General features: G+C 50.0%; 18 protein-coding genes, 1 tRNA gene and 1 rRNA gene. 12 read left to right on the forward strand and 8 right to left on the reverse strand.

What is annotated here, in order from left to right; genetic code table 11:
* Positions 1 to 50: 50 nt before the first annotated feature.
* On the reverse strand, positions 51 to 641 hold the full coding sequence (locus tag ACQ6WK_RS10330; protein ID WP_432797306.1) for a glycerol-3-phosphate responsive antiterminator: 591 nt from the start codon (positions 639 to 641) through the stop codon (positions 51 to 53).
* A gap of 343 nt (positions 642 to 984) precedes the next feature.
* Here ACQ6WK_RS10330 and ACQ6WK_RS10335 point away from each other — a divergent pair, with 343 nt between their 5' ends.
* Both ACQ6WK_RS10335 and ACQ6WK_RS10340 read left to right on the forward strand, forming a co-directional pair.
* Positions 985 to 1,854 carry an HAD-IIA family hydrolase gene (locus ACQ6WK_RS10335; protein WP_432800390.1) on the forward strand — a complete coding sequence of 290 codons (870 nt, stop codon included), beginning with the start codon at positions 985 to 987 and terminating at the stop codon, positions 1,852 to 1,854.
* Between the two features lie 144 nt (positions 1,855 to 1,998).
* Positions 1,999 to 3,525: a glycerol-3-phosphate dehydrogenase/oxidase gene (locus tag ACQ6WK_RS10340; RefSeq protein ID WP_432797307.1), complete on the forward strand. Its 1,527-nt coding sequence runs from the start codon at positions 1,999 to 2,001 to the stop codon at positions 3,523 to 3,525.
* Between the two features lie 71 nt (positions 3,526 to 3,596).
* On the opposite strand, the gene ACQ6WK_RS10345 is transcribed toward ACQ6WK_RS10340, so the two are convergent.
* Positions 3,597 to 3,682, reverse strand: a tRNA-Leu gene (locus tag ACQ6WK_RS10345).
* Between the two features lie 254 nt (positions 3,683 to 3,936).
* On the opposite strand from ACQ6WK_RS10345, the gene ACQ6WK_RS10350 reads away from it, so the two are divergent.
* The 7 genes from ACQ6WK_RS10350 to ACQ6WK_RS10380 all read left to right on the forward strand — a co-directional run bounded on the left by ACQ6WK_RS10350 (position 3,937) and on the right by ACQ6WK_RS10380 (position 10,395).
* On the forward strand, positions 3,937 to 5,262 hold the full coding sequence (locus ACQ6WK_RS10350; RefSeq protein ID WP_432797308.1) for an aspartate kinase: 1,326 nt from the start codon (positions 3,937 to 3,939) through the stop codon (positions 5,260 to 5,262).
* A 105-nt stretch (positions 5,263 to 5,367) separates the two neighbouring features.
* Complete coding sequence (locus tag ACQ6WK_RS10355) at positions 5,368 to 6,339, forward strand: AEC family transporter (RefSeq protein ID WP_432797309.1); 972 nt, start codon at positions 5,368 to 5,370, stop codon at positions 6,337 to 6,339.
* A gap of 92 nt (positions 6,340 to 6,431) precedes the next feature.
* Entirely contained in the window at positions 6,432 to 7,142 is a 711-nt protein-coding gene (locus ACQ6WK_RS10360) for a hypothetical protein (protein ID WP_432797310.1), read from the forward strand.
* Positions 7,143 to 7,209: 67 nt separating this feature from the next.
* Complete coding sequence (locus ACQ6WK_RS10365; RefSeq protein WP_432797311.1) at positions 7,210 to 7,962, forward strand: hypothetical protein; 753 nt, start codon at positions 7,210 to 7,212, stop codon at positions 7,960 to 7,962.
* Between the two features lie 103 nt (positions 7,963 to 8,065).
* Positions 8,066 to 8,731 carry a UbiX family flavin prenyltransferase gene (locus tag ACQ6WK_RS10370; RefSeq protein ID WP_432797312.1) on the forward strand — a complete coding sequence of 222 codons (666 nt, stop codon included), beginning with the start codon at positions 8,066 to 8,068 and terminating at the stop codon, positions 8,729 to 8,731.
* 72 nt (positions 8,732 to 8,803) lie between these two features.
* A complete protein-coding gene (locus ACQ6WK_RS10375) occupies positions 8,804 to 9,742 on the forward strand; it encodes a UbiA-like polyprenyltransferase (RefSeq protein ID WP_432797313.1) in 939 nt (312 codons plus the stop codon).
* 35 nt (positions 9,743 to 9,777) lie between these two features.
* The gene (locus tag ACQ6WK_RS10380; protein ID WP_432797314.1) at positions 9,778 to 10,395 is read left to right on the forward strand and encodes a hypothetical protein; all 618 of its coding nucleotides are present in this window, start codon (positions 9,778 to 9,780) and stop codon (positions 10,393 to 10,395) included.
* Positions 10,396 to 10,430: 35 nt separating this feature from the next.
* Here ACQ6WK_RS10380 and aroF read toward each other — a convergent pair whose 3' ends face one another.
* The 5 genes from aroF to ACQ6WK_RS10405 form a co-directional block, all read right to left on the reverse strand.
* Positions 10,431 to 11,471: a 3-deoxy-7-phosphoheptulonate synthase gene (gene aroF, locus ACQ6WK_RS10385; protein WP_432797315.1), complete on the reverse strand. Its 1,041-nt coding sequence runs from the start codon at positions 11,469 to 11,471 to the stop codon at positions 10,431 to 10,433.
* Positions 11,468 to 11,776 (reverse strand): hypothetical protein, encoded by a 309-nt coding sequence (locus ACQ6WK_RS10390; protein ID WP_432797316.1) that lies wholly within the window; start codon positions 11,774 to 11,776, stop codon positions 11,468 to 11,470. The genes aroF and ACQ6WK_RS10390 overlap by 4 nt, the downstream gene beginning before the upstream one ends.
* A gap of 9 nt (positions 11,777 to 11,785) precedes the next feature.
* A complete protein-coding gene (locus ACQ6WK_RS10395) occupies positions 11,786 to 12,259 on the reverse strand; it encodes a Fur family transcriptional regulator (RefSeq protein ID WP_432797317.1) in 474 nt (157 codons plus the stop codon).
* A gap of 254 nt (positions 12,260 to 12,513) precedes the next feature.
* Positions 12,514 to 13,929 (reverse strand): hypothetical protein, encoded by a 1,416-nt coding sequence (locus ACQ6WK_RS10400; RefSeq protein ID WP_432797318.1) that lies wholly within the window; start codon positions 13,927 to 13,929, stop codon positions 12,514 to 12,516.
* A gap of 107 nt (positions 13,930 to 14,036) precedes the next feature.
* A complete protein-coding gene (locus ACQ6WK_RS10405) occupies positions 14,037 to 14,465 on the reverse strand; it encodes a (deoxy)nucleoside triphosphate pyrophosphohydrolase (protein ID WP_432797319.1) in 429 nt (142 codons plus the stop codon).
* A 601-nt stretch (positions 14,466 to 15,066) separates the two neighbouring features.
* On the opposite strand from ACQ6WK_RS10405, the gene ACQ6WK_RS10410 reads away from it, so the two are divergent.
* On the forward strand, positions 15,067 to 15,774 hold the full coding sequence (locus ACQ6WK_RS10410) for an ACP phosphodiesterase (protein WP_432797320.1): 708 nt from the start codon (positions 15,067 to 15,069) through the stop codon (positions 15,772 to 15,774).
* Between the two features lie 22 nt (positions 15,775 to 15,796).
* Here the strand turns inward: ACQ6WK_RS10410 and ACQ6WK_RS10415 are convergent, their stop codons facing one another.
* Entirely contained in the window at positions 15,797 to 16,387 is a 591-nt protein-coding gene (locus ACQ6WK_RS10415; RefSeq protein ID WP_432797321.1) for a copper-binding protein, read from the reverse strand.
* Positions 16,388 to 17,281: 894 nt separating this feature from the next.
* Between ACQ6WK_RS10415 and ACQ6WK_RS10420 the strand changes: the two genes are divergently transcribed.
* Positions 17,282 to 18,790: ribosomal RNA gene (locus tag ACQ6WK_RS10420) — 16S ribosomal RNA — on the forward strand.
* A gap of 737 nt (positions 18,791 to 19,527) precedes the next feature.
* Positions 19,528 to 21,528: a beta-L-arabinofuranosidase domain-containing protein gene (locus tag ACQ6WK_RS10425; RefSeq protein WP_432797322.1), complete on the forward strand. Its 2,001-nt coding sequence runs from the start codon at positions 19,528 to 19,530 to the stop codon at positions 21,526 to 21,528.
* Positions 21,529 to 21,722: the final 194 nt, after the last annotated feature.

Here is a 21,722-nt window from a genome sequence, read left to right on the forward strand (position 1 = left end):
ATGCGACATCTTGCAAAAACAAAACATAGAAAAGTTTATCTATGTGATGGTTAGACGCTGTTAATCACCCAGAGATCGGGGTTAGAAGTGGAAACGGATTGGATACCGGCGGAGATAATGTCGCGAACAGATTGCGGAGAACGGATGAGTCCACCTGCAAGAATAGGAATGCTCAGATTAGCGAAGTCAGTGGCGATATGTGCAGCGGCGACTCCAGGGAGCAGTTCGAGTGCGTCGGGTTTGGCAGTTTGCGCAATGTGGAGGCCACGGTCGAGAGCACGGGAGTCTTGGAGAAAGATGCGAACGATGGTACGGAGGCCGAGTTTGTGTGCTGCCTGTGTGAGGTTGTGCCGCGTAGTAATGATGCCGGTAATACGAGGAATCGCGGCGATGTACTGAAGTGCAGCAACGTCGACAGATAAGCCGCTGAGCAAATCAAGATTAAGATAGATCTGCTGAGATTGAAGTTGGGGATGGCCCAACATATCTAGCACACTGTGCAAATCAGAAAGACTGCCGCCCTGCAAAAACAAATACTCTGCTTGCGAAAGCAGATCAATGTGCCCCGGCACATCGTCCCATAGTACGGGGATGACCGGTTTTTTCGGCAAAAAAGGCGGGTTTTGAACGCGCAGGCACATGGGCAATCCTTGAAAAGGTAGCTTGATCTTCCTATAGTATGGTTAACAATCGGACATGCAACCAAAGCATATTCAAGTGAGCTAGAGAAATAGAGAAAGCTCCGCAGGAATACGGCCTGCGGTGTTTTTTATTGCGCCCCATCCTCCCTGTCCACCCAGAAGTTTGCCATTAATGATTCAAGCAGACACGGGCGGCATAGGAAGATAACACAGTGCAAGAAGCTCGATGCTCCACCAGTAAAACATCACATACCGCGAAATCAATCCTGCAACTTGTCATGCACAAGCGTGCTGTTACATGTAATAGGCGAATTGAGATTTTAACTAGGATGAATACGTGAAGATGAATGACGGATTAAAAAAGAAGCTAGAGAAGATTAAGCACGTGGTGCTGGATATGGATGGAACGATTTACAGCGGCGGGACACTGTTTGATTTTAGTAAGCCGTTTTTGGCGGGGCTGCGGAAACGGGGGATGGGGTACACGTTTTTGACGAACAATTGTTCACGGAGTGTGGGGGCATATCTGGAGAAGCTCGCGGGCTTGGGGATTGCAGCGAGTGAGGAAAATCTGCTGACGTCGATGCATGCGATGGTGTTCTATTTGCGAAAGCATCATGGGGAAATCAATCGCGTTTTTGTTTTGGGGACGGACGGGTTGAAGGATGATTTGCGGGTGGCGGGGTTAGAGGTGGTGGCGGAAGGGTGTGTAGATGAACTAATGGCGAAAGGAGTAAAGGAAGAGCCAGAGGCAGTGGTGGTAGGTTTTGACACGGGGATGACGTATGAGCAATTGTGCGAAGCAGGTTGGTGGATCAAGCGAGGAAAGCTGTTTCTGGCAACGCATCCTGACGTATTTTGTCCGACGGATGAGCGAACGGTGCTCGTAGATTGCGGGGCGGTGACGAAGTGTTTAGAGGTTGCAACGGGAGTAAAGGCGGATGAGGTACTGGGGAAGCCGCATGAATACATGATTGCGCCGATTCTGGAGAAGCATGGCTTGAAGGGGGAGGAAGTGATGATGGTAGGGGATCGGCTGATGACAGATGTGATGATGGGGAAGCGGGCGGGGGCGGTGAGCGTGCTGGTGCTAACGGGGGATTCGACAGAGGAGGATGTGAAAGAGAGCGAGGTGATGCCGGACGTTGTGACAGCAAGCTTAGAAACTCTTGGGAAATTAATAGTGGAAGCGGGGCACAGCATACATGAATAAACGGTAAGGAAAGTTGGCTCCACATATTGAACATGTGGACTTTTGGGCATGGCGACACGTAGGTGTGACATAAAAAAATCAATGATCTAACCATGAGATAGATGCATGGAGAACGGCTAGGGGATGATAAAAGGAAAGTTAATGATGAATCAGATCGAAGCAAAACGTAATAAAACCATAACGCGACTTGGCGAGGACCTTTATGATGTGGTGGTGATTGGCGGGGGGATTGTGGGCGCGGGTGTAGCGAGAGATGCGGCGATGCGGGGGTTGCGTGTGGCGGTGATTGAGAAGCATGATGTGGCGTTTGGGACGAGTAGCCGATCGACGCGACTGTTGCATGGGGGGATACGGTATTTGCAGCAGTATCGTGTGGGTCTGGTGCGCGAGGCGAGCGTGGAGAAGTGTACAGTTGGACGAATCGCGCCGCACTTGGCGCATGGATTGCGATTTGTATATCCGGTTTACAAGCATCATCCGTACAAGATGTGGCAGATGCGGATCGGTGTGAAGATTTATGATTTGCTGTGCAGTGGCAATAACTTTGGGAAGAGTGAAGCGGGGAATGTGCAAAAAACTAAGGGGTGGGTGCCGCCGCTTGCGACGAAGGGATTGAGCGGTGCGGTACGGTATTTTGATGGCTTGACAAATGATTCGCGGCTGGTGATTGATAGCTTGCGAAGTGCGCGGGCTTATGGTGCAGATGTACTGAATTATGCGGAGGTCTTGCGGTCTGATCGCGAAGGTGACGTTTGGCAAGTACGGGTGAAGGATCATATAGGCGGGGAAGAGATGATGGTGCGGGGACGGACTGTGGTGAATGCGACGGGACCGTGGTCGATGGATTTTGAACAGTGTGCGATCAAGTTGCGACCGAGCAAGGGTGTGCATCTGGTGATTGAGAAAGAGAAGCTGCCGATTGAAGATGCGGTGGTGATCACAGAGGGAAGGCGAATTCTGTTTGCGATTCCGTGGGGGGCATGTGTAATTTTGGGAACGACAGATACGGATTTTGTAGGTCGGAGCGAGGATGTGCGGACGGAGCAAGAGGATGTGCGATACATTCTTGATGCGGCAAATACGGGATTTGAGGGATTGGGTTTGACGGAGGTCGATGTGATCAGCCATTGGGTGGGATTGCGACCGCTGATTGCGGACCCGAATGGGAAGCCGTCGGATATTTCGCGGAAACATTTGATTGTGAATTCGCATGAGGGGTGGTGGGATGTTGGAGGCGGGAAGTTGACGACGTATCGGCTGATGGCGGAACAGGCAGTGGATCAGATTGGGAAGTATTTGGGGATGAGGATGGAGGCTTGCCGAACGGATGAGGAAGGTTTGTTGGCGCTTGGTTTGGAGGATCGTTACAGCGGGATCTTGCCGCCGGCAGTTAGCCAGGAAGCAGTGGCGTATTACTGTGAAGAAGAGTGGGCACGGTCGCTGATGGATGTGATGTCACGACGAAGCAGCTGGCAGTATTACCATCGAGATGACATGACGATTGCGGAGAAGGTTTCGAAATGGATGGCGGGAATTTTGGGATGGGATGAAGCGGATCGCAAGCGGCAAGTGACGATGTATGCGGCTTCGAATGAGATTGCAGATATGGAGGAGGGGGATGGCCCAAAAGAGGTGGGTGAGGCGAAGGGCAAAGAAGATGCGGCGGCCTAAGCCCGCACCGCGATCCTTGCTTAATAGACACCAAAAAACTCACGCCAAATGACGTGAGTTTTTCATTTAAGTGCCCGGGAGAGGATTCGAACCTCCACGGGATTTTACTCCCACCGCGACCTCAACGCGGCGCGTCTGCCAGTTCCGCCACCCGGGCAATGGGGGGATGGATCAGTATAGAAAAATGTGCGCCCATGTCGAGCCGGTGAGGCGTGATTGTGGATTTTTAGTGGGATTTGATGCTGTATGAGCAGCTTTAGCAGATAAAGCTACACGCCTTGCCGAAGACAGAGATGTGGCTGGCGAGGCTAGCAAAATGTGCATCACACAGGGGAACCGCTAAAATCGGATGCCTCGCAGCGGCGCCGCTGCGGATTGTGGTATTGAGTGCGAAGCAGAAAGACACACGATATGGGTATTAAGGTATGTAAATTTGGTGGTACCTCGTTGGCCGATGCGAGCCAAATCAAGAAAGTCAAGACGATTGTAGATGCTGATCCGGATCGGAAGTTTGTCGTACCCAGCGCTCCCGGCAAGCGTCATGCCGATGATCAGAAAGTCACCGACCTGCTCTATCTGTGTCACGAACATGCGAAGCAGGGTCTTGCATTTGATGAAGTGTTCAAGCTGATCCACCAACGGTACGAACAGATCATTGAGGATCTGGGAATTGATCTGGATCTTTCTGATGAGCTTGATCGTGTGAAGGTGGGCATTGCGAAGTATGCTGATCGTGGTGCGGACTATGCCGCCAGCCGCGGCGAGTTTTTGAACGGCCAGATCGTAGCGAAGCTGCTGGGTTACCGTTTTATTGATGCGGCGGAAGTAATCTTCTTCGGCGAGAACGGGCGGCTGGACAACCAACGTACCTACGAAGCTTTTTCGCAAAAAATCAGTGGCGATGAACGTGCTGTCGTTCCCGGTTTCTATGGCACGGATCATGAAGGCTTTGTGAAAACGTTCAGCCGAGGTGGATCGGACGTCACCGGTGCGATCGTCTCCCGTGGCGTAGGCGCTGATGTCTATGAAAACTGGACCGATGTCTCGGGCTTGCTGATGGCAGACCCACGTGTGGTAGATCATCCCAAAGCGATTGACATGATCACCTACCGCGAGTTGCGTGAGCTTTCTTACATGGGTGCATCGGTACTGCATGACGAGGCTGTGTTCCCAGTGCGTGAGGCAGGGATTCCTGTGAATATTCGCAACACGAACAAGCCGGAAGCTGCAGGGACAATGATCGTCGCCACAGCAAAGGCAAGTAGCGATATGGGCAGCATCACAGGGATCGCCGGACGAAAAGATTTCACGGTCATTGCGGTTGAGAAGGCGATGATGAACGCGGAGATCGGGTTTGGCCGTCGTGTGCTGGGTGTGTTGGAACGGCATGGTGTTTCATTTGAGCACATGCCATCAGGCATCGACACAATGAGCGTAGTGATTGCGGATACGGAACTAGATGGCAAATTGAATGATGTGCTGAAAGAGATCGAAGAAGATTGCGACCCGGATAGCGTGGAAGCCATTGACGGCATGGCGCTGATAGCGACGGTAGGCCGAGGCATGTCACATACGCCGGGCATGGCGTCAAAGCTGTTTGGCGCGTTAGCCGAAGCTGGCGTGAACATCCGCATGATTGATCAGGGTTCTAGCGAACTGAATATCATCGTCGGCGTGCAAGCGAGTGATTTCAAAACCGCAGTCCGCGCGATCTACTCCCGAACTGTTGGCGTCTAACACACCTACACAAAACCAATTCTCGATTACAGTAACTGCCGTTTGAATCGCCGTGGCATCTATATAGATGGATAGACCGCCTCGCACGAAAGCAGTGTTGCATCCATGGACGGTAAAAACCTTGAGTTCATCTTCTTCACCGTGTTCAACATCGCCTCATTTTTTGCGGGTTATGTCACACGGCGTAAGAACTGGCTGAACGCAGACGTCAGTCGACGTATCCATTTTCATACCGTTGCATGGATCTGGTCAGCGGCTGTACTGCTAAGCTTATGGCGGTTTCCATTTCAAGCTCAGGACTATTGGTTACTGGCAATCATACCGCTGATGGTCGCAGTACCAGCATTTGCAGTCATTCCAATCTGCCAACACCTCAGTATGCCACGGTCGCGCATCGGTGTGATGGCGTGCGCGTGCGGCATGGGTAACATGGGCTTCACGCTTGGCGCGTATCTCTGCTATGTGATGCTCAGCCCACCAGCGAATGCGTTGGCGTACGGCATTGCCGCGGTCAGCATGATGCAGATCAGTTCGACCATCATGCTATATCCAATCGCACGGTATTTCGGCAGACATTTAGAAGATGATCAACCGCTATGGATCATGATGATCAAAAGTTTTGATCTACGAGCGATGCCGCTCTATGCCGCGGTAATCGGGCTGTTACTGGCGCGTTTCGGCCCACCTGCCCCGCTTGTACTTTGGGATTACAACCTGATGGATATCATCTTCTACCTCGGCGCGTTCGGCGCCATCTATGGCATCGGTATGCGTGTCCATGTCAGCGATTGGAAACGATATCTCCCCGAGCACATACTGCTAGCAGCCATGAAATTTTTGTTTATCCCCGTGCTTGCATGGGGCATGCTTCAAGCTATCAATACCACCGCGTTAAAAACCGACGACCTATTTAACAGTGTGATCATTATTGAAAGCTTCATGCCCACAGCACTCATGACCGTGATGATGGCAAACATGTTTCATCTCGATACACGTCTTGCCAGCAGCGCGTGGCTGATCAACACCGTGCTGTTTTTAGTGATCCCGCTGCCCTTCATTCTGTGGTGGCTAAGCTAACCTAGATAAGATCGATCAACCCACGGCAATCCCTTACCCCTCAACTCCCCCTATTCCACGCCGACCGCCGGCAGATGGGGTACAATTCAAATATGCAACAAAAGCTCGACGACATGATGGAGCAAGCCAGCACGCTGCTCATGCAAGGCGACTATCCTGACAGTGAGCAAATGTGTGAACAGGCACTCACACTCGCTCGTGAATCCAAAGATTGGGATTACTACGCACGTATTCTGTTACCACTGCAGGAGGTTCGTCGCCAACGGCGTATGACTGCAGCAGACGGTGAAGTTGTTCTGGGTACCACGTCGAACAATCTCAATCGCTTGGAAGCATGGGCAGAGCAAGCCAAGGCAGGCTGCATCATGGTCAGCGGTGAGGTCAAGCGTGAAGGTGCTCATCAATTGCTGAAATACACACGTGACAGAAAACTCAATGTCGAAGTGCTTTTTGGCGAACACGATCAAACAAATAATTCATGGAATCTCTGGTCGGTCGGTGAGATCGATGCGAAGGTACATTGCCGCGTTGATGAGCTACCTGGTGCGTGGCAAGAGCGCCGCTGGACCAGTCTTGATGTACCGGAAGAAGGCACGAGTAAATACGCCAACGCTCCAGCCGGCTGGTTCTTATATGCATGTGAACAGCTCGGCGACGCTGCAATCGCACAGACACAAGAACCAATGGGTACTCCGCAACGTGTGCTTGAATTAGAGAAGTATCTCCACGAAGTCGGCGACCATGAAAAACTGCATGAAGCACTTGCCGAAGCTGCACGAGCTGCCGCCAAGAGCAGAAACTAACCCGACACCTGCCCTGCAGGCCTCAACACCGCATACAAGAACAGTGCAACAGGAACATCACCACCACATGAGTTCAGCGCCAACATCATCTATAAGCAACGCCAAGAAAGTCGGCATCGCCGTCGGCATCTGTATCATCGTGCTGCTCGCCATTGGATCACTTACGCTCATCTCTGCATGGTGGAAGTGGAACAGCACACCGCAGTATTGGCTCAAAAATCAGGCCTATCTGCAAAAAACCGACGCAGCTACGCTCACCGCAGTTGCAGAAGATCTCGAAGGTCGACTCAGCTATCAAATCAGCGCACCACCCAACCCCAACCAACCAATACAAGCGGAGCAAGTTGCAATCAGCTTCGATGAGATCAATGCTTGGCTTAACAGCCGCGCAGACAGTTGGCTGCTATACAAAGGCTATGAAAAACCAAACAATCTCGGTGCGATGATGATGGATCGTGAAGGTGACAACCTTGTCGTTGCGTTCAGCGTCGACGCCAATGGTACAACGCAAGTTTTCTCGATCTTGTTCAATCTTCGGATGCGTCCCGATGGGCAGGCCGACCTCACGATCATCGGCCTCCGCGGCGGCACACAATCCATCCCGCTTTCACTCCTCGAATCACAAATCGAAGATACGATCAATAACATGCCTGAAGACATCGACTCTGCCAGCACTGAAACCCTCAAACAAATCATGGCTGGTTCGCTCACTTTTCAACCCCAATGGGCCATCGACCGACGCCGCAATATGAACGTCAAAGACATCAAGCTCACTGATACCGGCCTGCTCTTCACCGTTCAACAATCCCCTCGCCCATAAATCCGCTTCTATCGAACCTAAAACCCATCACACGGTGATCGTCTTGGTCCTATCGCTCCAAGCATTTATAATCGTGTCCCCAACGAGGAGCCATACCACACGCATGAACAACCCCATCCCCAGAAAAATTGTCGTCGGCATCACTGGAGCAAGCGGCGCCATCTATGCCGAACGATTGATCCAAGCACTTTATCATCAGGCAGAGGTGCAAATCCATCTCGCTGTCTCACCACTTGGCTTACGATTGATTCATGATGAACTTGGACATCGCAGTATTTCTGATCTACTCTCTGCTGCAGGCATCCCTGCCGAAGCAAATAATCTTTCCACTGATCAATCTCCCGACGCGCCAATCATCCTTCACGGCCAGCAAAACATGGGCGCCACCATCGCCTCCGGCTCGTTTAAACACGACGGCATGATCATCGCTCCCTGCTCTTCCAACTCGCTCGCCGCCATCGCCACAGCACAATCACAACACCTCATCCACCGTGCCGCCTACGTCACCCTCAAAGAACGGCGAAAACTTATCCTCCTCCACCGTGAGTCCCCACTCACCCTCGCCGACATCCGCAACATGGAAACACTGACTCTCTCCGGCGCCACCATCATGCCCGCTTCACCGAGCTTTTATACGATGCCTAAAACCATTGATGACCTTGTAAATCATGTCATCGCTCGCATACTCGATCAATTGGACATCCCTCACACGCTTGCCCCAACCTGGGAAGACCAACTTCAAAAAACAAAACAGCAAAAACAAATCTGATCCCTCCCCAACCTCAAGCCTCCCAACCCCCAAGCCCACGGGTTCAAACCCATGGAGTCCAGACGCCAAGCTATGACTCAAACATCTACAACACAATCAACATCCCCTGCCCCTTCGCCGCTTTCGCAGCTCTTCGCCGCCGGCCGAGATATCAAGCTATCGCATACAGTTTTCGCACTGCCTTTTGCGTTACTTGCCATGTACATCGCCGCAGCAAGCATCGAACGTTTTCCGCTAACCAGCGAATTCGCCTTGGTTGTCGCATGCATGTTTTTTGCCCGCTCCGCCGCCATGCTATCTAACCGCCTATTAGACATGAAGATTGATGCCGCTAACCCGCGCACCGCCGGGCGCGCCATCCCAGCTGGCAAACTCAGTGCTCCCTTTGCTCGTCTGCTCATTCTCGTCTGTGCCGTTGCTTTCTTCATAAGTGCTGCGGGGTTTTATTACCTTCACAATAACCCCTGGCCGCTCTACCTTTCGCCTCTCGTCTTTATCTACCTCGGCTTCTACTCACTCACCAAACGTTTTACCTGGCTTTGCCATCTCTACCTCGGCTCATCACTCGCGATCAGTCCGCTTGCCGCCGCCCTTGCCATCCAGCCAACCAGCCTGTTTCTACCAGAACTGTGGTGCCTCGCCGCCATGGTCGCCTGCTGGGTCGCCGGCTTCGACATCATCTACGCCCTACAAGACGTCGAATTCGACAAGGACAACAACATCTTCTCCATGCCCGCCTCGCTCGGTGTGGAAAACGCGCTGATGTGCAGCCGTTGGCTTCACGCCACTGCCCTGTTTTGTCTCACCACATCGATCTACTTCTCACACACACTTAGTCTTTATTTCATGATCGCTGCCGCGCTCACCGCCACCCTACTCCTGCTTGAACACACACTGGTCTGGAAGAGCAAAACCAATCACATCCACCATGCTTTCCTCACCATCAACGGCCTTATCTCCATCCTCCTCGGCGCCGCAGGGATCGTGGATATATTATTCGCACTTAATTAACCTCTATATTCTCTCTCGAAGAACACCATATCATTATGCCAAACACGATCGTCTCCATTCTAGAATCAAAAGGTTTTAGTCAATACGAATTCTGGTGTCTTTATGTCATCGAAAGTGTGACATTACCTGTTAATGAACTGATCGATCATGCCGCAGATCTGTGCGCAATACCTCCAAACAATCGCATCAAAACCAATCGCTACATTCATGAAGTCAGTATGGCTATCAATAGCTTACTTGCCAAAAACGTCGTACAAATTATTGACGAAGCAAAACTCGATGCCATCAAGCGATATCTAAAAGAAAACCCCTCTGGCGGCATGCCCGTACACGGATTGCCTCAACTCAATTCGGTCGACTTCACACTTGATGGCGTCAAACTTTGGCTATCTGCCGCGGATGAAGCCCGCGATCCATATCAAGTATGCTGCCCGGTTTTCCTCCAACCCAATACGACGCAGCAACAAATATACGCAACAGATAAAGCGTTCCTTGATGATTACCTACTGGAAATATTCGAGATCAATCCAAACCAAACCATCAACAACATAACTAAGATCGGCCCATGGCGAGAACTTTGGTGGCGACGGCTCCCTGAAGGCGTAACCATTACACTCGAAGAAATAACGACCGGTCACTACAAGCCAATTTAATGGCAAATGACTTTCCAACTCAGTTTACCACAACCTCACACCATCTCACTTACCTTTACACATTCCCGATCCACCGCTTCGGCAATCCGTCCTAAGCTCAACATCATCTCTTCCATCACGGCTGGCGTGATCGACTGCGCACCGTCTGTCATCGCATGAGCCGGATCGGGGTGCATCTCAATCGCCAGTCCATCCGCACCCGCCGCCACCGCCGCCTTCGCCATCGCCGGCACCAACCGCGCATGACCCGTGCCGTGCGAAGGATCAATCACGATCGGCAAGTGTGAGCGGTGCTGCAACTCCGGCACAGCCGACAAACTCAGCGTATTCCGCGTGTGGTCTTCAAACGTCCGGATGCCGCGCTCGCACAAGATCACATTTGGATTGCCTTCCGCCAGAATATATTCTGCCGCCTGTAAATACTCATCAATTGTCATCGACATGCCGCGTTTATACAGCACTGGCTTCGGCTGATTCCCGCAGGCTTCAAGCAGCTTGAAGTTTTGACAATTCCGCGTGCCAATCTGCAAACAATCCGCATACTCACTCACCAGCTCCACATCGCTCGGCGTGACCACCTCCGTCACAATCGGCAAGCCCGTCTCCTCACGCGCCGCAGCTAACATCTTCAAACCATCCTCGCCATGACCTTGGAAACTGTACGGATTCGTGCGTGGCTTAAACGCGCCGCCGCGAAGTGCATGTCCACCCGCAGCCTTCACCAAACGTGCACACTGGAGAATATGCTCTTCCCCTTCCACGCTGCACGGCCCCGCAATCACCGGCACCTGAACACCACCAAATACACAAGTCTCCGACAGTTTGATAACCGTGCGTTGCTGCTGTTTGGTTTCGATCGCAGCAAGCTTATACGGCGCAAGCACGCGCATGACCTTGTCCACGCCCGGCGCACTTTCAACAACAGCGCAATCTTTGAGTCGCTCGTCGCCGATCGCCGCCACGACGGTCAGGTCCGTCCCCACGATGACCTGATCCTTCAATCCCATTTCTCGTATGAGTGTCTTCACGCCTGTAATCTCCTGCTCGGTAGCACCCGGCCTCATCACAACGATCATCTGAAAGCTCCTGTTCTTCGCAGCGGTTCTTTTCGTTTCAGCACATACACAAAAAAACCCGTCGCGATGCCGCGGCGGGTTAGGTGTTCACAATTCATGTGGTCATTTATGACCGAACCAATACCCAGCGCGGCTGTCTGCCGGTAAACCAAAACCAAAAATAATAAAAACTGGTCATCGCTGAGTTCATAATCGAAGTATCCCACTTCTCTGACAGATGTCAAATCAATTTCCGTCCTGCCCCGCAAAATATCGAGCCTGCCTGCTGTTAAACTTGAATCAAAACCGCCATAAAGCCCGCCCATGGCTCTAGATCAGGGTTTTGTCTCACCCGATCCATGGCAGCCACAATCCCCATCTCCCGCCTCAACATTGTTTTCAGACGTCGTACCGCTAGAGCATTCCGGACACAGGCCAAACAATGTCAGTTCATGTCCGTCTACCACAAACCCGCCCGGCAAGGTCGTCCCCTCCGGCAATGATACCGGGCACAAATGCAGGTCAAATACCCGACCGCACTGCTTGCAACGGAAGTGATGATGATGCCCCAAATGCGCGTTTTCATACCGATTCTGCCCATCCGGCAAAACCACGCAGCTGATCTGCTCATCCTCATGCAACGTCTTCACAATCCGATACACCGTCGCAATACCCACCTCACAGAGTGAGCTGGCTGCATCGTGGATCTCCTGAACCGTTAACGGCCCCTCGGCCGCATCTATCACACGCTCCACTGTCTTGCGCTGAACCGTATTCCGCTTAGGCATACTCTGTTTCGTTTTCGGCATGTAAAACCTCGCATTCACTTTCCGCTGCTGTCAATCCGCAGACAGCAACGCACACAGGCGAGGATAAAAATGGCACCACCCAATCTCCTCCCCAAAACTACCTTGGAACTTGGCTCTACACTCTCTCACAATGCTCGTAAACATAACGAGAGGCATTGCCCTAAACATGTTCCACACAAAGATTTTACAACAAATCGGCCATCATTTGCAGTATTGCGATATCATTCTTAACAATAAATTTTATCCCAAGACTATCATTCCACCACGTCAGCCGAATGCTCGATCTTCAGCACCATCTCTGTCTCGTCCACCTGAAACAATTGAGTCCCCTTGCCGACAATGACGCCGTCTTGCAAACATTCATACTGATATCGTCCGTACGGCATCCACGAAAGCGATCCAGTCGGCTCACCATCACGACGTGACTTCACTTCTAGCATCGCAGAGCCCGACCAACGGTCACCAATATGGTCAAACCAAACTTTACCTGAATCAGTTTCTGTCCACGATAAGTCCAATACTGCAAGTTGATCGCGATTTGCAAGAACCGACCAGATCTCACCAAAAAAGATCCCATTCACTGCACGATGCCCATAGAGTGCTGCTAGTAACGCTTGCAATTGCTGCGCCCGATCAGAACCGTTCTTCTCACTCAAGATGATCTGCCGGATCACGACCTGCTGATCTACTTCTGCGACCTGATCAAGCTCCGTGATAATCTGGCCTATCTTATGCTTAGACAGATCGATGGCCAGTAGCTTTTCACGGTACTCCTCACCACCGCCCCATTGCAAATCCTTCAGGTCCGTAAGCCTAACATGCTGAGTTGGATCATCAATCACAAACGCAACGCCACTTTCGTGCAGCCAGTTCATCACCCCATCATGCTGTGCGGACTCAACCGAAATCAGTACACACTGACCATACTTCATAACAGCATCTCGATAGCTTTGCCGTGTCGCAACATCAAGTTTTGCGACGACATCCATCGTGCCTACATGCCCCGGTATTTCAACCTGCCCTGTTTCAAACGATTTGCGATACATCCGATCACGAAAATGCTGCTCCCCCTTGGTCCAGGTCGCGCGCTTCACCGTTGGCTTCCAGCTGTTTTCCAGCTTAAATCCACCGATCTCCTGTACAAATAGATAAACCTCCACAGGCTGATTCACCTGAAACGTATACACCTGCCCCGGCAACATCGCATCTCCACGCGGCAAGACTACCGCTTGCTCACCGATCAACTTTGAAGGCACTCCTGTCAGCATCCCCTCCCCCACAAACCGTGACATCTCCGGCACCATCTGCACCACCACTGCGCCTTCCGGCAAATCTGTGATCTCTAATCGTTGATTAGTCACCCCCTTTACCACCGCTAAATGTGGACCGCCAAACGGACCCTTCGCCGGCGTATCATCCCACACACGCCGATCGATCCGCACGCCAAGCAGCATGTCATGCGCCGTTTGATTCAAGAACACCTGCACGCCATCAACTTCGTCACCCGTCTGCTCATCAATGACCCGGATGTGCATCTCCGCCCCGCGATGTGCAGGCATCTCTTGCTCAGCGCGTGGCCCAAGCGTCTGACCGTACATCAACCCTAATGGTGAGAATATGACCATCAGGATCGCTATTGCTAACACCGCCGTATTCAATCTCTTGCTCATCATCAGCCTCTGCGTTAAAGACACACCCACCTGACATGACCCTCACCATGCCTAGCCTTCCACTTCCGCCTCTCATTCATCGGCTATCCACCCCACCTCCCACAACCTCATACCCCCTGCACATCCCACGACTGCAACGCCTCGATCACCTCTTCCAACAAATCCAGATTCGCCTCCGGAAAGTCGTACCCCCGCAATTCATCCGCCGTCACCCACTTGTGCTCCGCCACCTCCAAATCCTGTGGCTCCCCACTTTCCAATTCACAATAAAATGGGTTCAACTCTACTGTCCCATGCGGATAGGTGTGAACAATGGCTGGCAGCCCCCGCCCCGGCTTCACCACAACTCCGAGCTCTTCCTCAAATTCGCGCACAAGGCAATTTTCCAACGACTCACCGTCCTCAATCTTCCCCCCGGGGAATTCCCAGTATCCACCCAGCACCCCATTGTCACGCCGACGCGCGATCAAAACCCGTACATTATCCGTACAAATTTTCGTCAATACACCGATCGCTACGCGAATCACACCGCTCATGATCTGACCTCCCAACGGCTGACATCCAGCCCAACACAGGCTTTGAAATCGCAAATGTCGCCGCCAATTCGAGTTAAAGATTTCCCCGTCAGGCGGAGCAACCTTTCAAAAAAATTCTTTCCTGCAATTCCCACAATCCAGCATAATCAATTATCGTAACACATTCAAACTAAAGGCTTTAAATAAATACACCCTATTCGCTAAACGTTCATTGACAGGCAGCAAAATGAGCCGATAGGATAGGTAGACCGCCCCCACAGGCGGCAGCACGAGCAATTAGCCGTGGCGCACCTCCACCACAGGATCGGAGCCCTGTCGTGGAGGTTTTTCTTTTCCAAAAGCATTTTTCATCCATCAACATCACACCTTTTTGATGCGTAACTCACCTATCGCCCGTTCATCCTGCTTACTTGCATAACATCACATCTTCTTTGTAAAAATGAAGCGTGATAAAACACAAAAGATCGCCACAGTTCTCACACAATCCGTACGATGATCATTTCTCCGTGACATCACACAACGAAAAGATATCATGCAATCGATCATGAATCCCGGCCATTAATATCACAACAAACACGCACCTTTATTGACACAACAACCCATGAACTTCCTCGCACATCTTCATCTTGCAAACCATCACTGCCCCGAATCGCTCATCGGCAACATCATGCCAGACCTCATCCGTGGCAAGCTGCCTGATGACCTCACACCTAAACTCCAAGCTGGCGTCACACTCCATCGTAAAGTCGACGGCTTTACCGACATGCATCCGGACTTCCTCAAAAGCAAAGATCGCATCCGTGACAACCACGGCATCTTCTCCGGCATCCTCATCGACATCTTCTATGACCACTTCCTTGCAGCCAACTTTAAAGACTACCACGATCACACCCTACCCCACTTCATCAAACACGTATACAAGCAGTTCGCTATTGGCCAACAACACATTCCCTCCACGATGAAGCCGATCATTGAGCGACTGAAAGATCAAGATTGGCTCACCACTTACGCCACCATCGACGGCATCCAACTTACACTCACCCGTATGTCTGAAAGATATGAAGAGCGCTTTAGCCGTGAAGTAAAACTGCAATCTGCAATCCCCGATCTCGAAAAACACTACAAATCCCTGCAGAAAGACTTCAAAGAATTCTATCCCAAGCTGCAACAATTTGTACGTGTTTCACGTGCACTAACTTTCGATCCGCGTGCCAATCGGCGGCCACTCCCCACGCCACCTGCTCCGCAAACACCACAAAAAAAGGGGCAAGATGATGTGGTCTACACCATCTCGCCCGAAGCTTCGTGATCGAAGTAATCTTCAAATTTAATTAATGATTATGACCCGCGTGCTCATCTTTTTCTGTCACAGCTTTATCATGATCATGGCCAGCATGTTCGTCCTTGCTATGCGCATCACCATCATGCCCAGCATGCTCTCCACCTTCCGTCTTGTGCTCACCAGCCGCATGATCATGTCCCACATGTGCATCCGCAGACATTCCACCGAAAGCAAGCTTGGTATCTGCCGGCAGCTTCTTAATCTCTGAGATGTAATAGACTCCCGTGGTATTCCAATCCACCACCATCTTCATCTCGATCTTATTACCCTTAGCATAGCTATCTAACAGCACCCCTTCTCCAACAGGAAATAGCATTGTCATACTGTTCATCCCCACCACATCACCCTTTTTACTTTTGAATGTCGGGATCGCTTCGTGCTTCACTTTGATGCGGCCTTTCGCATCCTTCATCTCCACCAATTCGCCGCGAACGGTATAAGTTTCCGTAGCGATCGGTGCCGATGCGACAACTGCTTTTGCACCTGCTGAATGAACTTCAGCTTGATCAGCTTCACTACCACAGCCACCGGCCATCAGCACCGCACCTAAACAAAGATTCAAGCCAGTTAACTTCACCATACATTTCATCGTGTAACCCTTTACGTCTGCTCGTGACATCGTGCTGGCGGCCACAAACTCTCTCTGGCCACCTAAGTAAGCTGCGATTATACCGATGCCCTCGAAACATACCCATCCTTTTTGAGATCACTCATATATTGAGAGAGGGACACTATGTGATCGAGCTTATAAATGGCATGACAAGTAAACACTTTTCTTTCGCTGCCTAGATATCCGATAAACGAGAGTGTTAGCGCATTTGCTGATCGGAACACGACCCAATAGGCAGAGACTGCCGGAAACAGGATTTAGTTATCCACAGATTTACACAGTTCTTACAGTCGACTTGACTCTAGGCTTTGGCCCGGGCATAATACCTCTTCGTCGCTGACACATGCCAACGACAAGGCGATCTATCGGCAACGAAAGCCCATAAAGGCAGGCACGCAATGTGCTCAAATCCCCCTTCGTGGCGGCCAAGAACAGTTTTCCACAGAAAACCGCATGGCCTTGACACTCAGAAAATCATCACTACAATGCGACGCCCCGCTGAGTGAACCACCCAGCGAGTCAAGCACGTAAGTGATTGATAATAAAGATCTTTGACAAGTGAACAGTTAATCACGGACCGCAAGAATGTGACCTGCGAAGCGAGACTCCATAGTCGACCTTTCAGGTAAAAGATCCCGCTATTGAGCATTCACACTCAATAGCATCATCTCGCATTCTTGTATGGAATTTAGTATTACTAAATTCAGGAATGTGAGACCCTAAAATTCTTATATTTTAGTCGATATAAGACATTGAATTCTATTAATGACATCAATGAGACCGGCTGGCAAGCTTGCTTGTCAGTTCCAGTTTTAGACTACTTCGTTTGAAATCATTCGGCCTTCGGGCCGTGATAACGATACTCAATTGAAGAGTTTGATCCTGGCTCAGATTGAACGCTGGCGGCATGGCTAAAACATGCAAGTCGAACGCGAAAGTGACTTCGGTCACAAGTAGAGTGGCGAAAGGGCGAGTAATGCGTTTCTAACGTGCCTCGAAGTGAGGGATAGCTCAGAGAAATCTGGGGTAATACCTCATAACCTCTTTAAGTCGTATGGCTTTTAGAGCAAAGGTTTACTGCTTCGAGATCGGGAAACGTGCTATCAGGTTGTTGGTGAGGTAAAAGCTCACCAAGCCAGAGACGGCTAGCGGGTGTGAGAGCACGACCCGCCGCATCGGGACTGAGACACTGCCCGGACTCCTACGGGAGGCTGCAGTAACGAATATTCCGCAATGCACGAAAGTGTGACGGAGCAATGCCGCGTGTAGGATGAATCCCCTCGGGGTGTAAACTACTGTCAGGGTTTAGGAATTTTGACCAGACCCAAAGGAAGGGCCGGCTAACTTCGTGCCAGCAGCCGCGGTAATACGAAGGGCCCGAGCGTTAATCGGAATCACTGGGCTTAAAGGGTGTGCAGGCGGATCAGCAAGTATCTTGTGAAATCCCACAGCTCAACTGTGGAATTGCTCGGTAGACTGCTGATCTTGAGTCATAGAGAGGCAATCGGAACGATAGGTGGAGCGGTGAAATGCGTAGATATCTATCGGAACGCCAAAGGAGAAGTCAGATTGCTGGCTATGTACTGACGCTCATACACGAAAGCGTGGGTAGCGAACGGGATTAGATACCCCGGTAGTCCACGCCCTAAACGATGTGCACTAGATCGAGGAGGTTTTGACGCCATCTCGGTCGACGTTAAAACATTAAGTGCACCGCCTGGGGAGTACGGTCGCAAGACTAAAACTCAAAGGAATTGACGGGGGCTCACACAAGCGGTGGAGCATGTGGCTTAATTCGAAGCAACGCGAAGAACCTTACCAGGGTTTGACATGATCGGATTAGTGAATCGAAAGATGATCGACGCCCTCGGGTGGAACGATCACAGGTGCTGCATGGCTGTCGTCAGCTCGTGCTGTGAAGTGTCGGGTTAAGTCCCTTAACGAGCGAAACCCCTGCCGTTAGTTGCTAACAGGTTATGCTGAGGACTCTAGCGGGACTGCCGGTGTCAAACCGGAGGAAGGTGGGGACGACGTCAAGTCATCATGGCCCTTATGCCCTGGGTTGCACACGTGCTACAATGGTATGGACAGAGTGAAGCGATACCGCAAGGTGGAGCAAATCGCCTAAACCATGCCCCAGTTCGGATTGTGGTCTGCAACTCGACCACATGAAGTCGGAATCGCTAGTAATCGCGTATCAGCTACGACGCGGTGAATACGTTCCTGAGCCTTGTACACACCGCCCGTCAAGTCATGGGAGCTGGGAGTACCCAAAGCCGCACCGATTCAGGTGTGTCAACGGTAAACTCGGTGACTGGGACTAAGTCGTAACAAGGTAGCCGTAGGGGAACCTGCGGCTGGATCACCTCCTTTCTAAGGGATAATTTAGACTTGAGATTGGTGAGAGCCAACTCTTGTATGTCAACATATTCTTGCCCCGTACCTACAGAGTCTAGCATGCGAAACTCTGACGGGATAACAACACGGCAACGTGTTGTGAAGGTCGATTAACTGTTCATTTGTCAGAGATTTTGACTACCAAAACCTCAATCGAAAGATTGAGGTTTTTTTTATGCGCGCGTACCCTGCCCTCAAACGCACACAATACGAATGCCTTGGCTGCAAACCTTCAACACCGCATAAACTCCCTCATCAAGAATCGGCATCTACGTGTATTCAAACTTTGGTATCGCCATGCGTTTAGCCTGATCCCCGAACACATTACAGAAAAGCACATCCAGATCAGATCGCAAATAACATTCTTAAACCGTTTAAGAAATGTCGAGATGCCTGCATCTAACATTATAAAAATCAGGCTTCCCCTGATCACTTCTGTGTAATATTATGATGCAAGCGAGTGGGCTTTAATCGTGTACAACCTTCCAATTGAAGGTTTTTTTTCTATGCCTATTTCCATCTTTTGGGAGTGCGTATCGATGAAGCATATAAGCTCATTGCATTGTTTTTTTAAAGTATTACTTTCATTCGCATGCATTTACAGCATACTCACACAATCATCGTTCCCAAGTACTTTTGCGGACGACCGAGTACCTCTACAACTAAAACCGTTGCCTGCAGGAGACATCGCTCCAACTGGTTGGCTTGCCCACATGGCCGATGAAGCAGTTCACGGTTATACAGGAAATATGGAGGGCATCCATAGCAAAATAGATGAAGGGACAAGACCCTTCCCATTGGGAAACTGGAGAACTGTTCGTACTCAACAACACGCTTGGCCGAAACTTGAGCAGGAAGGTTATTATCTTGATGGGCTTGTACGTCTCGCATACATCCTCCATGACGAACAACTTATCGCAAAAGTCAAAAGCGAAATCGATCCTGTCATTGACGGTCAAGAATCTGATGGCTACTTTTTCCATCCAATATTAAAAGAAGAATTATACAAATCAAACCTTGCCCAAAACCTTCTCGATCCAATCTTAACAACCCAAGATGATGGTGAAGAATCTGCCGAAGAAGCCAAAAACAGAAAACGGAAAATCAAACGTCACCTGCCTTCTCGTGCATCACGATTACTTTGGAGTATTGCTGTATTTAATAGAGCCGTACTTGCATTATATGATGCGAGCGGCGATAAAAAATATCTTGATTTCTTAGAAAACTATTACCAAAACTTTCCCGTCTTCGAACGTGAAGTGCCAGAGGGTTATCCAATAAGCGGCACGGAAATGCACTTTAGCAGACATCTTGTAAATCTTGAAATTTTGTTTGAAGTCGCAAGCCGAACTAATAATGACACCATAAGACAAATCGGTCTAGCTACACTTAAAAAACATACTTCTGGAATGGTTGATAGCTGGTCAAATAATAATTTTTCACGTACTCGCATTGTGCACGGCGTCACATTCAACGAGTTATTTAAGCTTTACGCCACCTCACCAAGCAAAACTAATCCAGAATACTTGCAGGCATCTGAATCTGCATATCAATTCCTTAAGAACGAACATATTCAAGCTCATGGGGTCAATTCTGCAAACGAGTATCTAAGGGGAGTTGGCGGATTCACCGCAACCGAGCTTTGCGATGTCGTCGATCTTTCGTGGTCATTAACTTGGCTTGCTCGTGCTTCTGGTAATGCTCACTACGGCGACGCTATCGAACAAGCTTTCTTTAACGCATTTCCAGCTGGTATAGACCGTTTTCAAAAACACGTTTATTTATTAAGCCCTAATCGTTTACCTGGTATCGTCAATAATCAACATCGAGTCGGAAAAGATAATTTCAAACATCTTTACGCCCCTTTCTGTTGCACCGGAAACCTCAATCGCGCATTGCCAAATTACATCATGCATATGGCGATGCGAACTCCTGATAGCGGCCTCGCATTGCTAACATATGGACCTAATGAAATCCAAACCCTCATCAATTCAACACCCGTCAAACTCACTACCAAAACCGAATACCCATTTAGAGATCGATTGAGTATGTTGTTTACCTGTGACACATCACTCACATTTCCTCTTTATCTCCGCATCCCCAAATGGTGCAACAATTACAAGATCAAAATTAACAACAAGAACATCAATGCAGAAACGAACAGCAATGGATTTGTGATCCTCAACAGAGAGTGGAAGAATGGAGATCAAATCAGACTTGAATTACCAATGGATGTCGCAGTTCATACTGGCTATGAAAAAAAACTACTGGATAAAAACGGCAGCGAAATCTACGTCACTCCCGGAGGTTCACGTGTTGACTCGGAAGCACATGCCGTTGCTAGTGGCGCTCCTTTCGCCTATGTGACACGAGGGCCCCTGCTTTATAGCCTTGCGTTTGATGAACGTGATGCAAACTCATTGAATGCAACACAACCATTTAATTACGCTATTAAGACACATATAAATCAAAGCCAAATTCGCATCATGAATAATTCTATAGATGGATCCGTCTGGAATAGTAAAACACCGCCTATCGAACTACATATCACGGCACAACAAATCAACTGGGAATTCAAAGATGAAAACAATCAGTATGCTGCGATGCCTCAAAAACCCTATGCTGAAAATATAAACAACCAACGATCCATCAAGCTAATCCCATTCGGTTGTGCCAAATTCCGGCTTACGTATTTCCCCCTCATAGAGAAATAAAACGAATCTAAAACATATACATGCCGGAATTTTTAGCAGATCAATTCAATTCATCAACATGCTTGATTCATGAGATCAAGTATGTTTTTGTATCGATATATGGGAAGACGAATCCGTCTCTCTATTCAACTTAGAAACAATGATGTTTCCGCGATACACAATCTAAAAAACACCCCACTTCCGAGAAAGCGGGG

Source organism: Poriferisphaera sp. WC338 (assembly GCF_050931845.1).
In the GTDB taxonomy this organism is placed as follows: domain Bacteria; phylum Planctomycetota; class Phycisphaerae; order Phycisphaerales; family Phycisphaeraceae; genus Poriferisphaera.